The sequence below is a fragment of the Pseudoalteromonas sp. SCSIO 43095 genome (assembly GCF_023650455.1).
Lineage (GTDB): Bacteria > Pseudomonadota > Gammaproteobacteria > Enterobacterales > Alteromonadaceae > Pseudoalteromonas > Pseudoalteromonas tetraodonis.
In genome coordinates, this window is sequence record NZ_CP087995.1 from 1513334 (window position 1) to 1532590 (window position 19257).

Annotated in this window: 10 protein-coding genes and 2 pseudogenes; 5 read left to right on the forward strand and 7 right to left on the reverse strand. The window is 40.7% G+C overall.

The features are described 5' to 3' along the window. The first annotated feature begins 29 nt into the window (after positions 1 to 29). The 3 genes and pseudogenes from LOC50_RS07230 to LOC50_RS07240 all read left to right on the forward strand — a co-directional run. Positions 30 to 1754, forward strand: a complete 1725-nt coding sequence (locus LOC50_RS07230) for a proline--tRNA ligase (protein WP_250653886.1) — start codon at positions 30 to 32, stop codon at positions 1752 to 1754. 331 nt (positions 1755 to 2085) lie between these two features. Beyond that, a pseudogene (locus LOC50_RS07235) lies at positions 2086 to 2457 on the forward strand (IS982 family transposase); the annotation flags it as partial. Continuing rightward, a pseudogene (locus LOC50_RS07240) lies at positions 2447 to 2760 on the forward strand (IS110 family transposase); the annotation flags it as partial. The pseudogenes LOC50_RS07235 and LOC50_RS07240, both read left to right, overlap by 11 nt. 394 nt (positions 2761 to 3154) lie before the next feature. Here the strand turns inward: LOC50_RS07240 and LOC50_RS07245 are convergent. The 6 genes from LOC50_RS07245 to LOC50_RS07270 form a co-directional block, all read right to left on the reverse strand. Beyond that, positions 3155 to 4867, reverse strand: a complete 1713-nt coding sequence (locus tag LOC50_RS07245) for an alpha-amylase family glycosyl hydrolase (protein ID WP_250653888.1) — start codon at positions 4865 to 4867, stop codon at positions 3155 to 3157. A 25-nt stretch (positions 4868 to 4892) separates the two neighbouring features. Next, positions 4893 to 7295 carry a glycoside hydrolase family 15 protein gene (locus LOC50_RS07250; RefSeq protein WP_250653889.1) on the reverse strand — a complete coding sequence of 801 codons (2403 nt, stop codon included), beginning with the start codon at positions 7293 to 7295 and terminating at the stop codon, positions 4893 to 4895. A gap of 36 nt (positions 7296 to 7331) precedes the next feature. Next, complete coding sequence (locus tag LOC50_RS07255; protein WP_250653890.1) at positions 7332 to 8822, reverse strand: MFS transporter; 1491 nt, start codon at positions 8820 to 8822, stop codon at positions 7332 to 7334. Further along, entirely contained in the window at positions 8812 to 10671 is a 1860-nt protein-coding gene (locus LOC50_RS07260) for an alpha-amylase family protein (protein WP_250653891.1), read from the reverse strand. Before LOC50_RS07260 ends, LOC50_RS07255 begins: the two co-directional genes overlap by 11 nt. A 138-nt stretch (positions 10672 to 10809) precedes the next feature. Then, complete coding sequence (locus LOC50_RS07265; RefSeq protein ID WP_250653892.1) at positions 10810 to 12303, reverse strand: tryptophan halogenase family protein; 1494 nt, start codon at positions 12301 to 12303, stop codon at positions 10810 to 10812. Positions 12304 to 12407: 104 nt separating this feature from the next. Then, complete coding sequence (locus LOC50_RS07270) at positions 12408 to 15209, reverse strand: TonB-dependent receptor (protein WP_250653893.1); 2802 nt, start codon at positions 15207 to 15209, stop codon at positions 12408 to 12410. A gap of 650 nt (positions 15210 to 15859) precedes the next feature. Here LOC50_RS07270 and LOC50_RS07275 point away from each other — a divergent pair. Both LOC50_RS07275 and LOC50_RS07280 read left to right on the forward strand, forming a co-directional pair. Beyond that, positions 15860 to 17500, forward strand: a complete 1641-nt coding sequence (locus tag LOC50_RS07275) for an alpha-glucosidase family protein (RefSeq protein WP_250652968.1) — start codon at positions 15860 to 15862, stop codon at positions 17498 to 17500. A gap of 168 nt (positions 17501 to 17668) precedes the next feature. Beyond that, the gene (locus LOC50_RS07280; protein ID WP_250652969.1) at positions 17669 to 18529 is read left to right on the forward strand and encodes an IS982 family transposase; all 861 of its coding nucleotides are present in this window, start codon (positions 17669 to 17671) and stop codon (positions 18527 to 18529) included. Positions 18530 to 18532: 3 nt separating this feature from the next. On the opposite strand, the gene LOC50_RS07285 is transcribed toward LOC50_RS07280, so the two are convergent. Then, the gene (locus LOC50_RS07285) at positions 18533 to 19084 is read right to left on the reverse strand and encodes a TIGR00645 family protein (RefSeq protein WP_250652970.1); all 552 of its coding nucleotides are present in this window, start codon (positions 19082 to 19084) and stop codon (positions 18533 to 18535) included. Between the last annotated feature and the right edge of the window lie 173 nt (positions 19085 to 19257).

Below are 19257 nucleotides of genomic sequence, written 5' to 3' on the forward strand. Positions count from 1 at the left end.
AGAACATATTACTCTATTTCGGAAAAAACATGCGTACTAGTCAATATATACTCGCTACACTTAAAGAAACGCCATCAGATGCGGAAATTGTATCGCATCAATTAATGCTTAGAGCCGGAATGATCCGTCGCGTCGCTTCGGGTTTATACACTTGGCTACCCTCTGGTTTACGTGTGCTTAGAAAAGTAGAAAACATTGTACGCGAAGAAATGGATAAAGCAGGCGCAATTGAAATGCTAATGCCAGTAATTCAACCGGCTGACTTATGGGAAGAATCGGGCCGCTGGAGTGAGTTTGGTCCAGAGCTTATGCGCTTTACCGATCGTCACAATCGTGAATTTGCTATGGGTCCTACCCATGAAGAAGTGATCACCGATTTTGTCCGCAAAGAAATTAACAGCTACAAGCAACTGCCTATTACTTTGTACCAAGTACAAACTAAAGTACGTGACGAACGTCGTCCGCGCTTTGGTGTTATGCGTGCTCGTGAATTTACTATGAAAGATGCCTACTCATTCCATTTAACCGATGAATGTTTAGATGCAACTTATCAAGTTATGCACAAAGCCTACTGTAATATTTTTGAACGTTTAGGCCTTGATTTCCGCCCTGTTATTGCTGATACCGGCTCTATAGGTGGTAGTGTATCGCATGAGTTTCACGTACTTGCTGAATCTGGCGAAGACGCTATTGCCTTTAGTGATGCTAGTGACTACGCCGCTAATATTGAAAAAGCTGAAGCGCTAGCGCCAACTGAAGTGCGCCCTGAAGCAAGCAAAGAGCTAAAAGCATTCCCAACGCCAGATGCTAAAACAATTAATGAGCTGAAAAAACACTATGGTGTGAAACCACATCGCGGTGTTAAAACACTGATTGTTTATGGCGCCCCTAATGAAGACGGAAAACGTGGCTTAGTTGCACTAGTACTGCGTGGCGATCACGAGCTTAATGAACTTAAAGCTGAAAAACACCCTCTGGTTTCTTCACCACTAGAGATGGCAACCGAGGCAGATATTGTCGCTGCCATTGGCGCAAAACCGGGTTCTTTAGGCCCTGTTGGCTTAAACATGCCAATTATTGTTGATAGAGCGGCGAATGTAATGGCTGATTTTGTAGCTGGTGCCAACAAAGACGATGAGCACTTTAGTGGTATTAACTGGGACCGCGACGTAACAGACTACGAAGTTGCTGATATCCGTAATATTGTTGAGGGCGATCCTAGCCCGTGTGGCCAAGGCACGTTGCAAATTAAGCGCGGTATTGAAGTTGGTCATATTTTCCAACTAGGTACTAAGTACTCAGAAGCAATGAAAGCAGGTGTATTAAGCGAATCGGGTAAAAACCAAACAATGACTATGGGTTGTTATGGTATTGGTGTATCGCGTGTTGTTGCCGCTGCCATTGAGCAAAATAACGACCAATACGGTATTACCTGGCCTAAAGCCATCGCCCCTTTCGATTTAGCAATTGTGCCAATGAATATGCATAAATCGCATCGTATCCCTGATATTGCTAATAATCTATATCAAGGTTTGAAAGATGCAGGTTTAGATGTGCTATTTGATGACCGTAAAGAGCGCCCTGGTGTTATGTTTAACGACATGGAATTACTCGGTGTACCTTACACGCTTGTAATTGGTGAGCGTAACCTTGATGAAAACAAGGTAGAACTTAAAAACCGCCGCACTGGTGAAAAACTAATGATAGATATTGATAGCGCGATTGAAACAATCAAAAATCAATTTAATGCATAAGCTTAAAGTTAATTAAAAAACCGCTGTATGATTTTTTCATACAGCGGTTTTTTATGGCCGTGAATATGATGATTTAAGTTCAAAATGTGCGTCACTGATACTACTATTAATAATCAATTTAAAGCAGATGAAAATAGATTAAAACTACGTATCGTCCTTCTCTATGATGCCTTTTGCAATAGCCATGTCTTTAAGCTCATTTAAAAGCTCCCATATTTCTAGCGTTACATATCTACTAATTAACCTGAGCTGCACATAAGAAATGGAACTAAATGCCCTTGCGGTGATCAGATCTTTCGACCAAGAAACATAAGATTACCGAGGCAAGGGCATGAATAACTTAGATGCAATTTACCTAGATGTCGATGATTTTTGTTTATTGTTTGAACCTCAATGGCTTAAACACCTAATAGCGTCAGGTGAAAAGCAACGCATTAAGCCATCTCGACTATCTTCTAGCGAAGTGATGACTATATTAATTGCCTTTCATCAATCAGGTTATCGCGATTTTAAAACTTACTACACCAAATTTGTTTGTCAGTATTGGCGACATTATTTTCCTGATTTAGTCAGTTATACACGTATGTTGAAGTTACTTCAGGCCACGTTACCTGCTCTGTGTAGCTATCTGAAGCAACGCTTTGATAAATCAACAGGCATTGCATTTATCGATTCCACTCCACTCAAGGTGTGTCACAAAATGTGGAAATAGCCGAGCAAGACGCCTCCTTGTTGAAGGCGCGTACACTTATCGCTATGCAGCAAATATATCGACAGATATGCAAAAGCGACAAGAAGGTTTATCAAAGGACATTATTGATATTGCGTGGAAAGCACAACTTAGGCTCTGCAAGCGCTATAAAAAATGATAGCCAAAGGGAAGCACTACAACCTGGTTGTCACCGCAATTGCCCGAGAAATGATTGCGTACATATGGGCCATTGCTAAAGAAGTGGTGCTTACGCCAGTGAATACAAAACTTAGATTGGCAAGAGTACCCGCATGATAAACGAATTAGAGTTAATGCAATTGCCAGCTATAATTATTTCTTGCTACTAAATATAAGAAGAAAGTGCGCTCATTTTCTTGAATATGTGAGCAAAACAACTAGGCTGTATATTTATACAGCCCTCAACATTGGTGATGATATGAAAACGCGTTCCCCATTTTTAATTTATGTCGCTTATTATATGTTGGTACGTCAGTATTCATTACGTACCGTGGACACCTACCTGAGGTGGATTGCATCTTATATTCATTTTTATGATAAGCGCCATGACGCCAGAGGAAGTTAAGCGACTTATGACTCATTAAAATGCGCTATAAGTTGGGGGGATGCAATTAAAGCATATTCACTAAAGGGGCTAACGTATGTTAACCCCAATTTGTGTATATTTTATTTAGAGTGCGTTGTTTAGTAACAACAAACCATAGGCTGCGAGTTGCTCGTCATTGAGGTCGTGTTGCCAGCTAGGCGTTAACCCCTCACGTTTTATGCTACTGATGCTTTGCGGGTTAGCGGTTAAGTTAAGTATAAACATACTTTTACTGCCGTTTAACTCGCGGGTTATTTCGACAAGGCCGTTGTTGTGTTGCGTTAATTCATAACTACCTTTAATACCCAGTTCTGGGCGCTGTTTTTTCAATGTGATTAAGTGCTGGTATATACGCCACAGTGAATCAGATTGTGCTTGTTGCGTTTTTACATTGCGATCAGCAGCATTAATTTGCTGTGCTAAAAATTCTGGCCACCACTGGGTGTAGTTATCACCAAACAGTTCAGCCTGCTCAACCCAACTTGTTTGAGCTTGAGTAAAGCCAGCTTGATTGCTGTTATCCCATTGCATTGGCGCACGTTTATACACATCGTGACCTGTACCACCTTGTGTTAAGCCAATTTCTTCACCGTAATAAATATACGGCGTGCCAGGAGAGCTAAATAACATGGCGGCGGCAAGTTTTGCCTTATCGTCGTGCTCTGCAAGTTGATAAGCCACACGTTCTTGGTCGTGATTAGTTAAAAACGGTGCAAAAAAATCAAGTGGCGCAGTTGAATCTATACGCTGTTGTAAATTTTGTTTGAGCACATTGGCATCAACTTTACTGACTTGTTGGTTAGATTGCATGGTGCCAAATTGCGCTTCGCCACTGGCATCGGGTTTTAACAAACCCAGTATTTTATAGCCTACTTCAAAATCAAAGCCTTGGTCGAGGCCTTTACCTTCGCCAAAGTATTTTGCTGCAACGGGAATGTCAGCCCATGCTTCACCCACTAAATACGCCTCTGGATCAACGCTTTTTACGTATTGGTTAAAGTGCTGCCAATATGCAATGGTTTCGTCGGTATCGGCTTGCGCATCTGCGCCACCTTCCATGGCAAAACGTACTGCGTCTAATCTAAACCCTGCAACGCCTTTATCGAGCCAAAACTTAGCCATTTTTTCCATTTCGGCAACAACATCTGGGTGGCGTAAATTCAAGTCAGGTTGGCTTGCTCCAAACGCACCATAGTAATACTGCTGGCGAGTTTCATTCCAATGCCATACAGCATCGGGTTGGTCGTTATTACTCCATGCGTGGCCCCAGCCGCTTCCGGCTTTTGGCATATCGTCGCGCCAAATAAAGTAATCTGTATAAGGGGCTTGTTGTTTTGCTGAACGCTGAAACCATTCATGGTTACTTGATATATGATTTATAACTAAATCAAGTATGACTTTCATGCCTTTGTCGTCAGCAGCTTTTATAAAGGCTTCAAACTCGGCCATGCTGCCGTAGTCGTTTTCTACTTGGTAAAATTCAGTAAAATCATAACCATGATACGACGGCGCTTCAAACATCGGGGTTAACCACAATGCGTTAACGCCAAGCTCTTGTAGATACGGGAGCTTTTGGGTCATACCGTTAAAATCGCCATGGCCATCAGCATCGCTATCATAAAAACTGCGGGGCCAAATTTGGTAAAAAATGGCGCTTTCCCACCACGGGCTTGCTTGTTGTTTAGTATTTAATTGCGATGTTTCGGTATTATTCGTCTTGGTATTTAATGATGGTGCGTTCTGGCAGCCTGTTAGCATGATTGCTAATGCTAATGCGCTCAAGGTAAATGTTTTCATTTCAGCCTCGTTAAATGGTTTGCAGTTATTTTAGTGCTTTAGTAACAACTGGATAATGATCCCATACTTGCTTGTCACTTAATGAGCGCACTAGTTTCACGTATTCCGCATGCGTCCAAGCCAGTGGTGTGGCCGAGTTTGTACCCTCGCCTAACGTGTATCCTGCTTTATTTACGCCTACGCCATCCCATACTTGTTCTGGTAGCATCATACCTTCGTTAGCAAATTGCTCTAGCCCTTTTACATAGCTATTTTTAATAGCCTGCTGTTTTGTTGCATCTAAACTGTTATTGGCATTTGCAGCGGCAATTTCGTAATGACCACGTTCACCGGTAAAAAATGGCCAAACTCGCCCACGTTGCCCTGGGCTGTTTTTCCCACCTTCGGCGTAATTAGCGCCCGTTACTTCATCTTCACCGTACCCGTCGTTACCATAACGGCGGTAGCCTGCAAATGTGCCGCTGCCATCAGTAAACTCAAAGCTGTATTTAACTTGTAGGTTATCTGTTAGGGTTTCGTCATCATATTCTGGGAGGGTTTTTACTATGCTAGGCGCTAGTGCATCACGTACGCCATAGCGAACCAACTCTAAAAAGCCACCATCAAGTATTTGCTTTTTATTAAACCCGTCACGGCCATTATTAGCGTTAATTTTGGTATTTGAGTTAGCATCTTTGTCTTGGCCAATACGTATAAAATACTCGCCGTCTGATGCGTTTGATTCTAAATTACCTGCGGTGGTAAACATCATGCTTTCTATATCGGCGTTGTAACTTTTTGCTGTTGCAAGATAGCGTTTAGCATTCACCTCATCACCTGCCATTTTTGCAATATCAGCGGCGGTAATTAAACCAGCAACAACAGCGGCGGTGGTTGATGGCGAATACCCTTCTTGCTCCTCCCAGCGTTCTTGCTGAGTGGCTGGCGGCGTTATTTGTGTGTCGTTCCACAGAATGTTTGCACGGCCACCCTCAACTAAAAAGTCTGCCGCAGGCTTTAACATACGGCTATACCAATCGCTCAGCTCTGTATCTGTTAAAACATCAGCTTGATGGAGTTTCCATGCAAGCATGAGTGGCATTGCTGTTTGGTCAAGCTGTACACCTACCCATTCTAGTTCACCATCAACATGTGTTTTTTGTAAAAACCACCCTGTATCGCCTTTATTGCCAGGGGTTTTGCTGTTTACTTGAACTTTTTCAAGGTATTCGAATGCGGTTTTTGCGGTTGCATTATCGCCCATGGCCATAAACGCCATGGCAACTTGATAAAAGTCGCGCACCCATACGGCTTTGTAACCAGTAGAGCCGGTTTTAGCTGATACGGTTTCGCCCCATGGGTTAGATAATGAGGCAATAAGTGCGCCTGCATGAGTTTTGTCTTCTTGCGCTTTAAGTACCATGGCACTGGTGTAAAGTAATTTGCCGTTATCAGCGGTTTGTTCGCTCATGTTATTTAGCGGTGCAAGGCTTTGCAGGTAGTCTTGCCAACCAAGCGCTTCGCCTTTACCGTTGTAATTATCAAGCACCGCTTGGTAACCTTTGGCTAACGTAGCTTGGCCTTGTTTAAAGCTGGTTTGTTCGCTATTACCAAAGCTTAGGGTTAAATCGAACTGGCTGTTTTCACCAATTTCACCCAGCTCTGCTAGTAGGCTAACATTACCCGATTGTTCACCGGTATTTTTATAAACCTGAGTAAGCTGCTGAGTTATTTTAAGCTGGCTTAAACCATCGCTCACACCTGTAAAACCAACACTTGTTTGTTTAAATGGCTGAGCACCTTGCAAAGAAAGGTAGCTGCTGTCTTGCCATGCCAGCAGCCCTTGTTCTGTAGTTTTAGCAAAATCATCAAGGCCGTTATTATCAACATACGGGTTAACGCTGACGTAGGCCTTCACACCTTCAAGCTGGGTATTAAAAATACTGCGTACAAATAAGCTTTGCCCATCAGGATCGGTAAATATGTGTTTTTCGAGGCTAAAGCGGCCTTGTTTATCTTTGCTTACTACTTTGTAAGCTAATGATAACGGGCGGCCTTTATCGTCTTTGTATAAGTAATCAATGGTAACGTCTAAATCGTCAGCTTCGGTGACTGTAAAATCTTTTCCGACTACAACAAATTGCATGTCTTTAATTTGCGCTTGATGAATAAGCCCGAACATGGTTTCGGTGATCATCCCTTTGGCAATCGAAAACCATACTTTTGATACTTTACCTGTAGGGGCCTCATCACTGTAATGGCCATTTTGATATTGCTCAAAAGATGTGCCAATACCGGTTTTACCTGCATAAGCCCAAAATGGCTCTGCCCCAGGGGCACCCGGCGCCGATATTTGCATTATAGAGCTGTTTGAAGGCTCTTGCTGCGCGCCACAAGCTGTTAAACCAAGCATTAATAAACTGGTGGTAATTGTATTTAATTTTTTCATTCTAAAGCCTTAATTAATTTCAGTTTACTCGTTACTTTATTGAGTGTGCTTAACACGCAATACCGCAACCGCTGCAAGTACAAACGACACGGCGCCCAGTACTAATGCGTAAATAGGTTGGTTTTCAAAAAAGTGGCGTAATATTAATCCCAGTACGCTGGCGGCTAATAATTGTGGGATCACAATGAAAAAGTTGAAAATGCCCATGTAAACGCCCATTTTATGACTCGGTACCGAAGTACTTAACATTGCATAAGGTAATGACAAAATAGACGCCCAAGCAAAACCTACGCCTATCATTGGCCAAATAAGTAAACCTGGATCTTTTATAAACATAAAGCTTGCTAGGCCCAACGCACCTAAAATAAGGTTAAGTGCATGTGCTACTTTTAAGCCGACGCACTTAACGATGATCGGGATACATAAAGCAGCAATCGCGGCAAAGCCGTTGTAGGCTGCAAATAAAATACCCACCCAGTCTGCACCATTGTTATACGCCACTGAACTTGTATCGCTGCTACCATAATGAAAACTGGTTACCGCTGAGGTGCTGTAAATCCACATAGCAAATAACGCAAACCAACTAAAAAATTGTACCCATGCCAATTGCTTCATCGCCTCAGGCATAGTAAATACATCATTCACTACATTATAAAAACCGCCGCTAGTGTGCTGTTTAGCTTTTAATGCCGCTGCAATAAATTGAATAACACCAAAACTAACTAACCCAGCAGCCAGCAAGTAAAGTTCTTTTTCCAGATCCAGCCCTAATACAGTGGCTAAAACAAGCAAACCTAAGCCGCTAAAAATAACGCCGCCTTTGGTAAAATTAACGCTATTAGTAAGATTGGTTTGTGTTGTTTGTGATTCTTGTTGATTAAATTGTGCAAGCTGCTCGGGTGAGTACTCTTTTGTAGTGACAATAGTCCAGCCGACTGCAATAAATAAAATAACACCACCAAAGTAAAACGAATACTTTACAGAGTCAGGAATTTGACCAATCGGTGCGGTATTAGCAATATCAAACCAGTTGGTCATCATCCAAGGGAGTGCTGATGCAACCACCGCTCCCACACCAATAAAAAAGCTTTGCATGGCATAGCCTGTGGCGCGCTGCTTGTTTGGCAAGTTGTCACCTACTAAAGCACGAAACGGTTCCATGGTAACGTTAATTGAGGCATCCATAATCCACAGCATACCCGCAGCAATCCAAAGCGTGGGGGAATTTGGCATAATAAAAAGCGATAACGTGGTTAATATAGCGCCGTATAAAAAGAAAGGACGACGGCGGCCTAATTTGCCCCAAGTTTTATCACTCCAATAACCAATAATTGGTTGCACAATTAAGCCTGTGAGCGGCGCTGCAACCCATAAAATCGGAATATCGTCGACATTAGCGCCAAGTGTTTGAAATATACGGCTTACGTTACCGTTTTGCAGTGCAAAGCCAAATTGAATGCCTAAAAAGCCAAAGCACATATTCCATATTTGCCAAAAGCTTAAGGTTGGTTTGTTGTTATAATTCATGATCAGCCTTATTTGTTAAAACGGCACTACTGAGTGCATCAAGGGTCAGCGTAAAGGTTGTACTTTGTTTCTCATCGCTTACCAAAATACCGTTATGCGACTCTAGCAGGTCGTATAGCGTGGAGTTTGGTTTGAGCATGGTTGCTTGATTTGGCGTGAGCGTAACAGTGACTGTTTGCGCTTGCTGGCTAAAGTTACTTAGCACCCATAATGATTGCTGGCCTAAAGAGCGGACAAAACCTACCACTCTATCACTGTCTTTTACCAACAAGGGTGCCATATCACCGGCAACAACAGCAGGTAAACCATTAAGTGCCATAATTGAAATGTAATATTGACGTAACTGTGCTTGCTCAGGGGTTAAATTAGCGCCATCAAACTTGCCATTATTCATCCATGCTTGGTGCGCTGGTACGCCAATATAATCAAAAATACTGGTGCGTGTAGGCGAACCAAAGCCTGCGTTTTCTGACCCATCTTCACCGACATCTTGACCAAAATAAAGCAAGGTTGGCGAGCGACTAATTAAGTTAGAAACCACCATAGCCGGTTTACCCCATGCAGCGTCGCCGGCAAAGTCAGGACTTGCGATACGTTGTTCGTCATGGTTTTCTAAAAAGTGCAGCATGTGCTGCTCAATGTCTGCCACTTCAGCTTGCGCTTTAAATAGCGTGTTAGCGGGTTGTTTACCTTGCATAACCCCTTTTAGGGTGTCGTAAAAGCCGACCTTATCATACAAATAGTCCATTTTACCTTGGTGAATATAGGTGCGGTACATCAACGGGTTATATACTTCGGCGAGTAAAAACGCATCGGGTTTATGTATTTTTATTGATGAATTTAAAAAGCTCCAAAATTCAACGGGTACCATTTCAGCCATATCATAGCGAAAGCCATCAACCCCTTTATCTAACCAATAAAGGGCAATATTTCTAAATTTATACCAACTATTTGGCAGTTCTTTATCTTGCCAAAAGGCATAATGTGCACGGTAATCTTGGTTTTCAAGCGACTTAGGTAAAGTTGGAAACTCTAAACTGCCATCGGGTTTAACACCGTAGTTAACTTTTACCGTTTCGTACCAGTCGTTTATATCTGGATGTGGTGAGCGCGCTCCATTGCCAGTCCATTTTGCTGGCGTTTCACTAAATTGGCCATCGGCTAAAGGGTGTTTGTTGCCACCTAACACTTGGTAACTGTCGTTTGTTGGTACTTTAAATGATTCACCCGGTACATAGTAAAAATTATTATTTTTAGCATATGCCTTGCTGGTATCATCGTCTTCACCAAAGTCTTTCACGCCGTTAGGCTTTGCGATTGAGTGATAATCTCGAGCCACATGATTAGGAACAATATCAATAATTACTTTCATGTCATGCTCATGAGTACGCTCAATTAGCGCGCTGAACTCTTCAAGTCTATTGGTAACATTAATAGCTAAATCTGGATTTACATCGTAATAATCTTTTATTGCGTAAGGCGAGCCTGCACGCCCTTTTACCACATCAGGATCGTCTTGTTTTATACCATATGCAGTGTAATCACCCACCAAGGCATGATGCAAAACGCCGGTATACCAAACATGCGTGGTACCTAGCTCTTTAATGCCTTTTAAAGCCGCGTCGTTAAAATCAGCAAACTTACCAATTCCATTTTGTTCTTTGGTTCCCCATGGCACATTAGCGGTTTGAGTATTACCAAATAAACGAGTAAATACTTGATATACCACTGGCTTAACTGGGTCTGTTTGCTTAACTAACAAGTCTGTTTTTGTTTGTTTGTCATCACTGCAACCGTGCACCAGCAATGCGCTGCATATAAGCAATGGCGTATAAAATCTTTTTTTCATTGTGTGTGTCATTTTTATTTCAGTGTTGTTATAGGTTCATACTAAAGCTAAATAAGGCTTGGTTACAGTTGCTGCATACGTATTCACAGCCATATTCAGTGACAATTAACCCGCAACTAAAGCACCACGTTACGCCACTTAGTTTACTTTTAACTTAGCTAAAAACTCTCTATGAGTGGGCAGCTTATCTACCGTTGAATTTATTAGGGTTTTTAACGTTGCGAATAAATCTGTTAGCTGTTTACTGCTTAATGAGTCAACAATACTGTTATAGTCATCAGGTATTAGGCCTTGACCTATCATGACTTGTTGCCAAGCTACTTCTGCAAATAACTCATCGTTTTCGCGCACAACTTTGCCTGTTTGTTTAAATAAATCCATTTTATGCACTAACGATTGCGGAATTTCCATTTGCTTACATTGACGCCAAAATGGGGTGTCTTCTCGCTCAGTTAACTTATAGTGCAAAATAATGAAGTCACGAATATGCTCGATTTCACTGATGCTTTGCTTATTAAATTCAGTAACTAACGCATCACTAACGCCATTATGAGGAAACAACTTAATTAAACGTGTGACCGCACTTTGTATTAAGTGAATACTAGTAGACTCTAAGGGTTCTAAAAATCCACTAGAGAGCCCTACTGCGACTACATTTTTATGCCACTGCTTTAAACGTCGACCTGTTTTAAATTTAATTAAGCGCGGGCTTGTTGTTGGCTCACCCGGTAAGTTATTTAATAAAAGCGCGGTTGCTGACTCATCCGATAAATAACGGCTGCAATACACTAAGCCATTACCTGTTCGGTTTTGTAGCGGAATTTGCCACTGCCAACCTGCGTTATGGGCTATGGAGCGCGTATAGGGCTTTAATTCGTTGCTGCCTGTTGATTGCACTGCAACGGCACTATCGCAAGGTAAATAATGCGACCAATCAACAAACCCCGTATTGAGAGTTTGCTCAATTAAAAGTGCGCGCTGACCAGTACAATCTATAAATAAATCCCCTTGGATTTGGCTATTATCGTCAAGCATTAAGTTGGTGATATTACCTGTATCTTGGCATTGCTCAACGTGTTCTATTTTTGCATCAATGTGTTTAACGCCATGTGATAATGCAAGATTTTTTAAATATTCCGCATACAAAGTGGCGTCAAAGTGAAAAGCATAACTAAGCCCAGGTAATTGAGTATTAGGAATAGCATTTAGTGGCGTAAATTTGTTTTTTTTAGCAGCTTGATAGTTAAGAGAAAAATCCCATAAAGAGTCCTCGCTGCCATTAATGTGCCCTTTCACCCAAAAATTGTAAAAGTCACATAAAGGAAAATCTTTACCAAACGAGCCAAATGCATGCATGTAGCTATGCCCAGGTGTTTTCCAATTTTCAAACTCTATACCCAGTTTGATAGACGCATTAGTGGCATTGATAAAATCTTGCTCGTTTATACCCAGTGCGTTATTAAGTTGAATAATAGGCGGAATTGTTGCTTCACCAACGCCTATAGTACCAATGCTACTTGATTCAATAAGGGTAATATTAATTACTTTACCTAATACTTTATTAAGTAGTGCTGCGGTTATCCAACCGGCTGTTCCACCGCCTGCAATGACGACATGCTGTATTGGTTTCATATTATTGCTCACGTTCATAAAGGTTGATAAAACTTAGGTAAAGTAGCTATAAAAAAGCCCTTGTAAAACTAATTACAAGGGCTAATATCTTAACTAAATTTCAGTTAAAGCTTGTAGCTAAATCCAAGAATAAAGTTACGCCCATAATCTTGGTAATCACGCACTTGTAAGGCATTATCACCACTTAGTGTTGTAAATGGTTCTTCAGTGATATTTTGTACTTGGAATGTCACATTTAAGCCATCTAAGCTCTCAACACCTGCTTCGCCAAAATCGTAACCAACTTGTACGTCCCAAATTGTTTCACCTAAGATATTCACTTGCTGCGTTTCATAACCTGCATTGTAAATATCACCTTTAAAGTCGCTACGTTTACGCATACTAGTACGCGCTTGGAAGCCATAGTTTTCATAATAAAACGTTAAGCTTTGAATTTTATCCGACAAACCAGGTAGTTCGTATTCATTACCGTTTTGATCTTCAATATCTTGTTCAATCCCAGTATGGCTGGCAATTAAACCAAAACCTTCAAGTGAATCACTAAAGACGTTAAACGGTAGAGCAAGAGACAATTCATAACCCCAAAGGTCTCCACCACCGCCATTCACTTTACCTGACGCAGTACCGGTACTATTCTCTGGTATTTCTCCCGTTGAAGGATCAGCAACCCCTGACATATCAACTTCGTATACGCCATCAAATATCCATTGACTCAAGTCTTTATAAAATACAGCCGCTGAGAAGTAGCCTTCTGCACTAAAGTAGTTTTCATAAGTCAAATCAAAACCCGTTGCTTCTTTTGGTTCAAGTGTAGGGTTACCACCCGATACTGACCAATAGTTGCCATTTTCATCAGGACGCTCTGAATTATAGCTCGCATTAACAGAAGCATTCATTTCATCTAGGCGGGCTCGTGAGATAGTTTTAGCGGCACCAAAACGCACGGTTTGATCTTCATCTAGCGCCAAAGATAAATTAAGACTAGGTAAAACATGGCTATAATCGTGTGACACATTGTTAGGAACAGCTTCAACTAGACCAGTCACGTCATTCGGCACAGCCGCAAAACCTTGCGAAGATTGCTCAGTTCTAACATAGCGAACACCAACGTTACCAGAAAGCGGCAAATTACCTACTTCTGCATTAATATCTGCTTGTACAAAAAACGCCGTAACTTTTTCTTGAACTGTGTACGATTGCGTAGTGTGCTTTATATCCGTTAAGCTTTCTTGAATTGAGTTATAATATCCATCGTCAACTAGTGCACGGGTATCATAGGCAATCATATCCCCCATACCGATAAAGTCTAAGCTAGCTGTTCCAAGGCGATATTGCTCTGGAACGACAAGCGTACCAGGATTATCTAATGAGAAATCGCTTAATGTTAAGTAATACCCTTCAGACTTTTTACTCTTCTCGCGGTCGCGGTATGACATACCAAGACTTACTTTGCTTAAGTAATCGTTTTCTAATAGCTTGCTTGCTGCTAGTTTTAAAGTATGTAGTTCATCATTGACTTCAGGTGCATTAATAAAGCCATCTTGTGCAGTGTTTTGATAAGCCGTATCATTTAAGCCGTACTTATTATTTAGCGCTGAGCTGGTTCCCCATGACAAAGGGCTACCTAGCTGAATTAAAGCATAATCACTATAATCTAACTCGTGGCTAAATTTGGCGCCGGTATTGCCGCCATTAAGTGAATAGCCAATGTTGTCAGCAACACCATTCGCTTCACCGCGGCCTGTGCCAGAATAACTTTGTAAGCTCCAGTCCTTACGCTCAACTTCAGATAAGCTCGCATCAAACTCTACCGACCACGAATCGTCAATGTCATATTTAGTATTAAAACCAAATTGCGTTAATTCAGCATCACGTTCTTCAACATCATTACGAACTACAACGCGTTGACCTTGCGTTGTTGCACTGGTAATAAACCCAGATTCTTCATCTATAGTTAGACTATTTTGATCTATATTGCCTTGCCCACCCCAACCAGGAAAAAATGGAATTTCAATACCACGTAGGATTTTTTCATCGTTAAAATCTACATACAACGCATCAAATGTCATGTTTAAACGGTCGTTTGGTGCAGCTTCTACTACTAGCATCGCTGAATCACGTTCAAGTGTTGACGATCGTACGAAAGGTTTAGCGCCGCCTAAGATTGAATAATTCTGTCCATCAACGTCGAATTCAGGGTATCCCCAAGAATTCCAGCGTTTTTCTTGGTTTGGTGAGCTCATAGTATTGTAAGCAAATGCAACACCTATAGTGTCATCTGCAAACTGATCAATGTATGAAACCGTGCCACGAAAGCCTTTGTCATCACCATCTGGGTTTAGCTTATCAAAACCTGACTGCTCTAACTGACCATTAAACATGATCACGCGCTCGCCTTTACTTAAAGGTTTTACCGTTTGCATATCAATTACACCGGCAATACCTTCTGCTTCAATGCTAGCACTTGGCGTTTTATATACAGTAACACCACTCATAATTTCTGACGGGTAAAGGTCAAACTCAACACCACGGTTGTCACCAATAGATACCTGCTCACGGCCATTGAAGGTGGTTGCACTTTCGTTTTCACTAAAACCACGAACACTTACACGACTAGCACGACCATCAAGACGTTGTGCTGTTAAACCTGGTAAACGCGCGATTGATTCAGCAATAGATGTATCTGGAAGTTTACCAATGTCTTCTGCAGAAATTGACTCAACAACCTGTGTTGAAAAACGCTTAGTATTAATTGATTCAACAACACTACCGCGAAAACCTTTCACTTCGATGATTTCTACATCATCTTTTTTTATTGTTTCTTCTTGTGCCGCAGTAGTGGCAAAGCTTGATAGTCCGGCAGCAGTTAATGCTAGCGTTAATATACTTGGTTTGAACATAGCCATAATGTTTTCCCGTTACCCATAATGTGATACCCGCTTACTTGCTTAAGTGATAGTTAAGCCTGCGAGCTTATTTTGTTGTCAGGATGAATTCTAACGCTCGTATTATTTTATTAACAACTTTATGCATACGTATTCAAAGTTGCATTACACACATTAAATTAACATCAAGTTTACACACCACTTTATAAGTTACTGTTTTATTATGATTTATTTTAGTGCAATTAGCATTTGTAGCTTTAATGATAGTCATTACTTATTTTTTGATAAAATAAGTGCGTCATTAAACATAAATAAAATGACACGAGGCTATTTTATTTTCTAATTTATTATTATCGAGGACATTTATTTAAGTACAATTGGTAAGACCAATTTTAATAATCACCAATTTAGTGCATCCCCTTATTTTTAAGCACCTAAATAACGCAAACAATAAATTAACAAACCAAATTGGTAAAGAGATATTCAATAAACCGACGTTAAAATCGATGAAATAAGTGATTGATTTAACCTCTTTTAATGACCTTAAAACGGTGCATACGTATGCAGACTTTTTACAGTATGACCGGCTTCAAGTATGCTTTTTCAAATAAACGAGGATTAACACCTCAAAAAAAGAACAACACAAAGACAGTGTGAAAACGGAGAAAGGCATGACCCAAAAGCAATGGTATAAAGGTGCGGTTATTTATCAGGTTTATCCGCGTAGCTTTCAAGATAGCAACAACGATGGCATTGGTGACTTAAAAGGGATAATTAATCGCATTGATTACATTAAAAGCTTAGGGGTAGATGCTATCTGGATCTCACCTTTCTTTAAATCACCTATGAAAGATTTTGGTTATGATATTAGCGATTATCGCGATATCGACCCGCTTTTTGGTAACTTAGATGATTTTGATGAACTCATTGCGCAAGCACATCAACGCGATATTAAAATTATTATAGACCAAGTACTTAGCCACACCTCAGATCAACACCAATGGTTTATTGATAGCCGTGAAGATTTAACCAACGATAAAGCTGATTGGTATGTATGGGCCGATGCTAAAGAAGACGGAACAGCACCAAACAACTGGTTGTCTATTTTTGGTGGCGGTGCATGGCAATGGGAGCCGCGTCGTGGACAATACTACTTACATAACTTTTTCACGGAACAGCCTGATCTTAACTTTCATAACCCTGATGTTCGCCAAGCTGTACTAGACAATGTTGAGTTTTGGCTTAAAAAAGGCGTTGATGGTTTTAGGTTAGATGCAATTAACTTTTGTTACCATGACGCACTGCTTCGTGATAATCCTGCAAAACCAAAAGAAAAGCGTCAGGGCCGTGGTTTTAGTGAAGACAATCCGTATGCTTTTCAGTATCACTACTACAACAACACACAGCCAGAAAACATTGAGTTTATGCGTGATATTCGCACCTTACTCAATAAATACCCAGGAACCGTGTCACTGGGTGAAATTTCATCTGAAGATTCATTAGCCACCATGGCAGAATACACCCAAGGTGGCGATAAACTGCACATGGGCTATAGCTTTGAGCTATTAACGGATGATTACTCGAGCGAGTATATAAGAAATACCGTTACTACACTTGAGCAACGCATGACTGAAGGCTGGCCTTGTTGGGCATTTAGCAACCATGACGTAGAACGTGTTGCTAGCCGTTGGAGTGAAACGGGAGAGGTAAACCCAGCGCAATGTAAAATGTTGACCGCCCTACTCGCTTCACTTCGTGGCAGCGTATGTATGTATCAAGGTGAAGAACTCGGACTCGGTGAAGCCAGCGTTGCGTTTGAAGATTTACAAGACCCATACGGCATTACATTTTGGCCAAACTTTAAAGGTCGTGATGGCTGTCGTACCCCAATGCCTTGGGAAAACCTAGATAACTCACAACCAAATGCCCAAAATGCAGGCTTTAGTGAAGTAAAACCGTGGTTACCTGTTGATCAGCAACATAGGCTGCAAGCAGTTACTGAGCAAGAGAATGATTCAAACTCAATATTAAATGCGTACCGTGAATTTATGGCATGGCGTAAAAACCAGCCAGTCTTACTTGAAGGTGATATTGAGTTTTTACAAACCGAAGAACCAATCTTAGCGTTTTACCGTACTCTAAACGATGAAAAAATGTTGTGTGTATTCAATTTGAGTGCTTCACAAGCAAAACTTACTATTAATGCAAGTGTTGAAAATGAACATAACGACCTTTCTCATCACAACGCAAAACTTGATAATGAAACACTGACAGTTGAACCATTTGGTTGTTATTACGCCCACTGTAGTTAATATTTACATTATTATAAAAAACCCGAGCACTGCTCGGGTTTTCTTAGCATTTTTTAATGGCTAATTGTTTTACTATTTAACCTGAGCTGCACATAAGAAATGGAACTAAATGCCCTTGCGGTGATCAGATCTTTCGACCAAGAAACATAAGATTACCGAGGCAAGGGCATGAATAACTTAGATGCAATTTACGTAGATGTCGATGATTTTTGTTTATTGTTTGAACCTCAATGGCTTAAACACCTAATAGAATCAGGTGAAAAGCAACGCATTAAGCCATCTCGACTATCCTCTAGCGAAGTGATGACTATATTAATTGCTTTTCATCAATCAGGTTATCGCGATTTTAAAACTTACTACACCAAATTTGTTTGTCAGTATTGGCGACATTATTTCCCTGATTTAGTCAGTTATACACGTATGTTGAAGTTACTTCAGGCCACGTTACCTGCTCTGTGTAGCTATCTGAAGCAGCGCTTTGATAAACCAACAGGCATTGCATTTATCGATTCCACTTCTCTCAAGGTGTGTCACAACATGCGTATTCCTCGCCACCAAGTTTTTGCAGGAGAAGCCAAACGAGGCAAAGGAACAATGGGCTGGTTTTATGGTTTTAAACTTCACCTCATCATGAATGATGAAGGGGGTTTATTAGCTGTAAAAGTGACAGCTGGGAATGTTGATGATAGACAGCCGGTATTAGATATGGTCGATAATGTTGCAGGTAGTTTATACGCTGATAAAGGTTATGTATCTGCAAACTTAAAAGCGGAACTTGCTGAGCAAGGTATTGATTTTATTACAGGTCAAAGAAGTAATATGAAACGTCAGCCAATATCATCTTGGGATAGAGCGATGTTATCAAAGCGTTTCATCATCGAAACAGTTTTCGACCAGCTGAAAAATATGGCTCAAATAGACCACACAAGGCACCGCAGCTGCATCTCATTTATGGTTAATTTAATGGCTGGATTAATTGCCTATACTTTTCAGACTAAAAAGCCGAGTATAAAAGTGACTCGGCTTTAATTCTTATGCAGATCTGAGGTTATTTAAGTAATCAGTAAATGCAAACAGTACACCCGATACCACAAAGGTAACGTGTATCAGCACTTTCCAGAGTAATTCATCATTTGAATGAGATGCAGAGCTTATAAACACCTTTAGTAGCTCAACGGCTGAAATAGCGACTATCGCACTAATCAGTTTCATTTTTAAACCAGAAAACCCTACTTTTCCCATCCATACGGGACGGTCCTCATGATTGTCGATATTAAGCTTAGAGACAAAGTTTTCGTAGCCACTAAATATAATAATTAATAAAAGTCCAGCTAACAAAGCGGTATCAACCAAAGTTAGTATACCCACCAACAACTCTTGATTACTGGCAGTAAACGTTGCGATCCCCATCAAATACAGCTGTTTAGAAAATTTTATTAGTAATAAAACCACAGCAAATAGTAAACCGACAAAAAATGGGGCTAATAACCAGCGTCCTTTGAATATAAACGACTCAAGAGCATACTCTACTTTATGAACAGGTTGTATTTTTTTATTTATATTATTTGTGTGTGGCTCTGACATAAGAACACCTAAAAGTTAAAACGCGACATTAGCCTAAATTTAGCTGTAACACAATTAGTTAAGGTTAAACACTTTTACGCGATACGCTCATCTTAACGATAAAAATATTTCGTTTCCCTTTATTTTATATTCGATTAAAAATAAATATACCAACAGATATGTTCTGGCTTGGT

Excerpts from the sequence above, each read along its gene's own strand:
- LOC50_RS07230 (WP_250653886.1), top strand. The coding sequence starts at position 30 with ATGCGTACTAGTCAATATATACTCGCTACACTTAAAGAAACGCCATCA.
- LOC50_RS07245 (WP_250653888.1), bottom strand. The coding sequence starts at position 4,867 with ATGAAAACATTTACCTTGAGCGCATTAGCATTAGCAATCATGCTAACA.
- LOC50_RS07250 (WP_250653889.1), bottom strand. The coding sequence starts at position 7,295 with ATGAAAAAATTAAATACAATTACCACCAGTTTATTAATGCTTGGTTTA.
- LOC50_RS07255 (WP_250653890.1), bottom strand. The coding sequence starts at position 8,822 with ATGAATTATAACAACAAACCAACCTTAAGCTTTTGGCAAATATGGAAT.
- LOC50_RS07260 (WP_250653891.1), bottom strand. The coding sequence starts at position 10,671 with ATGAAAAAAAGATTTTATACGCCATTGCTTATATGCAGCGCATTGCTG.
- LOC50_RS07265 (WP_250653892.1), bottom strand. The coding sequence starts at position 12,303 with ATGAAACCAATACAGCATGTCGTCATTGCAGGCGGTGGAACAGCCGGT.
- LOC50_RS07270 (WP_250653893.1), bottom strand. The coding sequence starts at position 15,209 with ATGGCTATGTTCAAACCAAGTATATTAACGCTAGCATTAACTGCTGCC.
- LOC50_RS07275 (WP_250652968.1), top strand. The coding sequence starts at position 15,860 with ATGACCCAAAAGCAATGGTATAAAGGTGCGGTTATTTATCAGGTTTAT.
- LOC50_RS07280 (WP_250652969.1), top strand. The coding sequence starts at position 17,669 with ATGAATAACTTAGATGCAATTTACGTAGATGTCGATGATTTTTGTTTA.
- LOC50_RS07285 (WP_250652970.1), bottom strand. The coding sequence starts at position 19,084 with ATGTCAGAGCCACACACAAATAATATAAATAAAAAAATACAACCTGTT.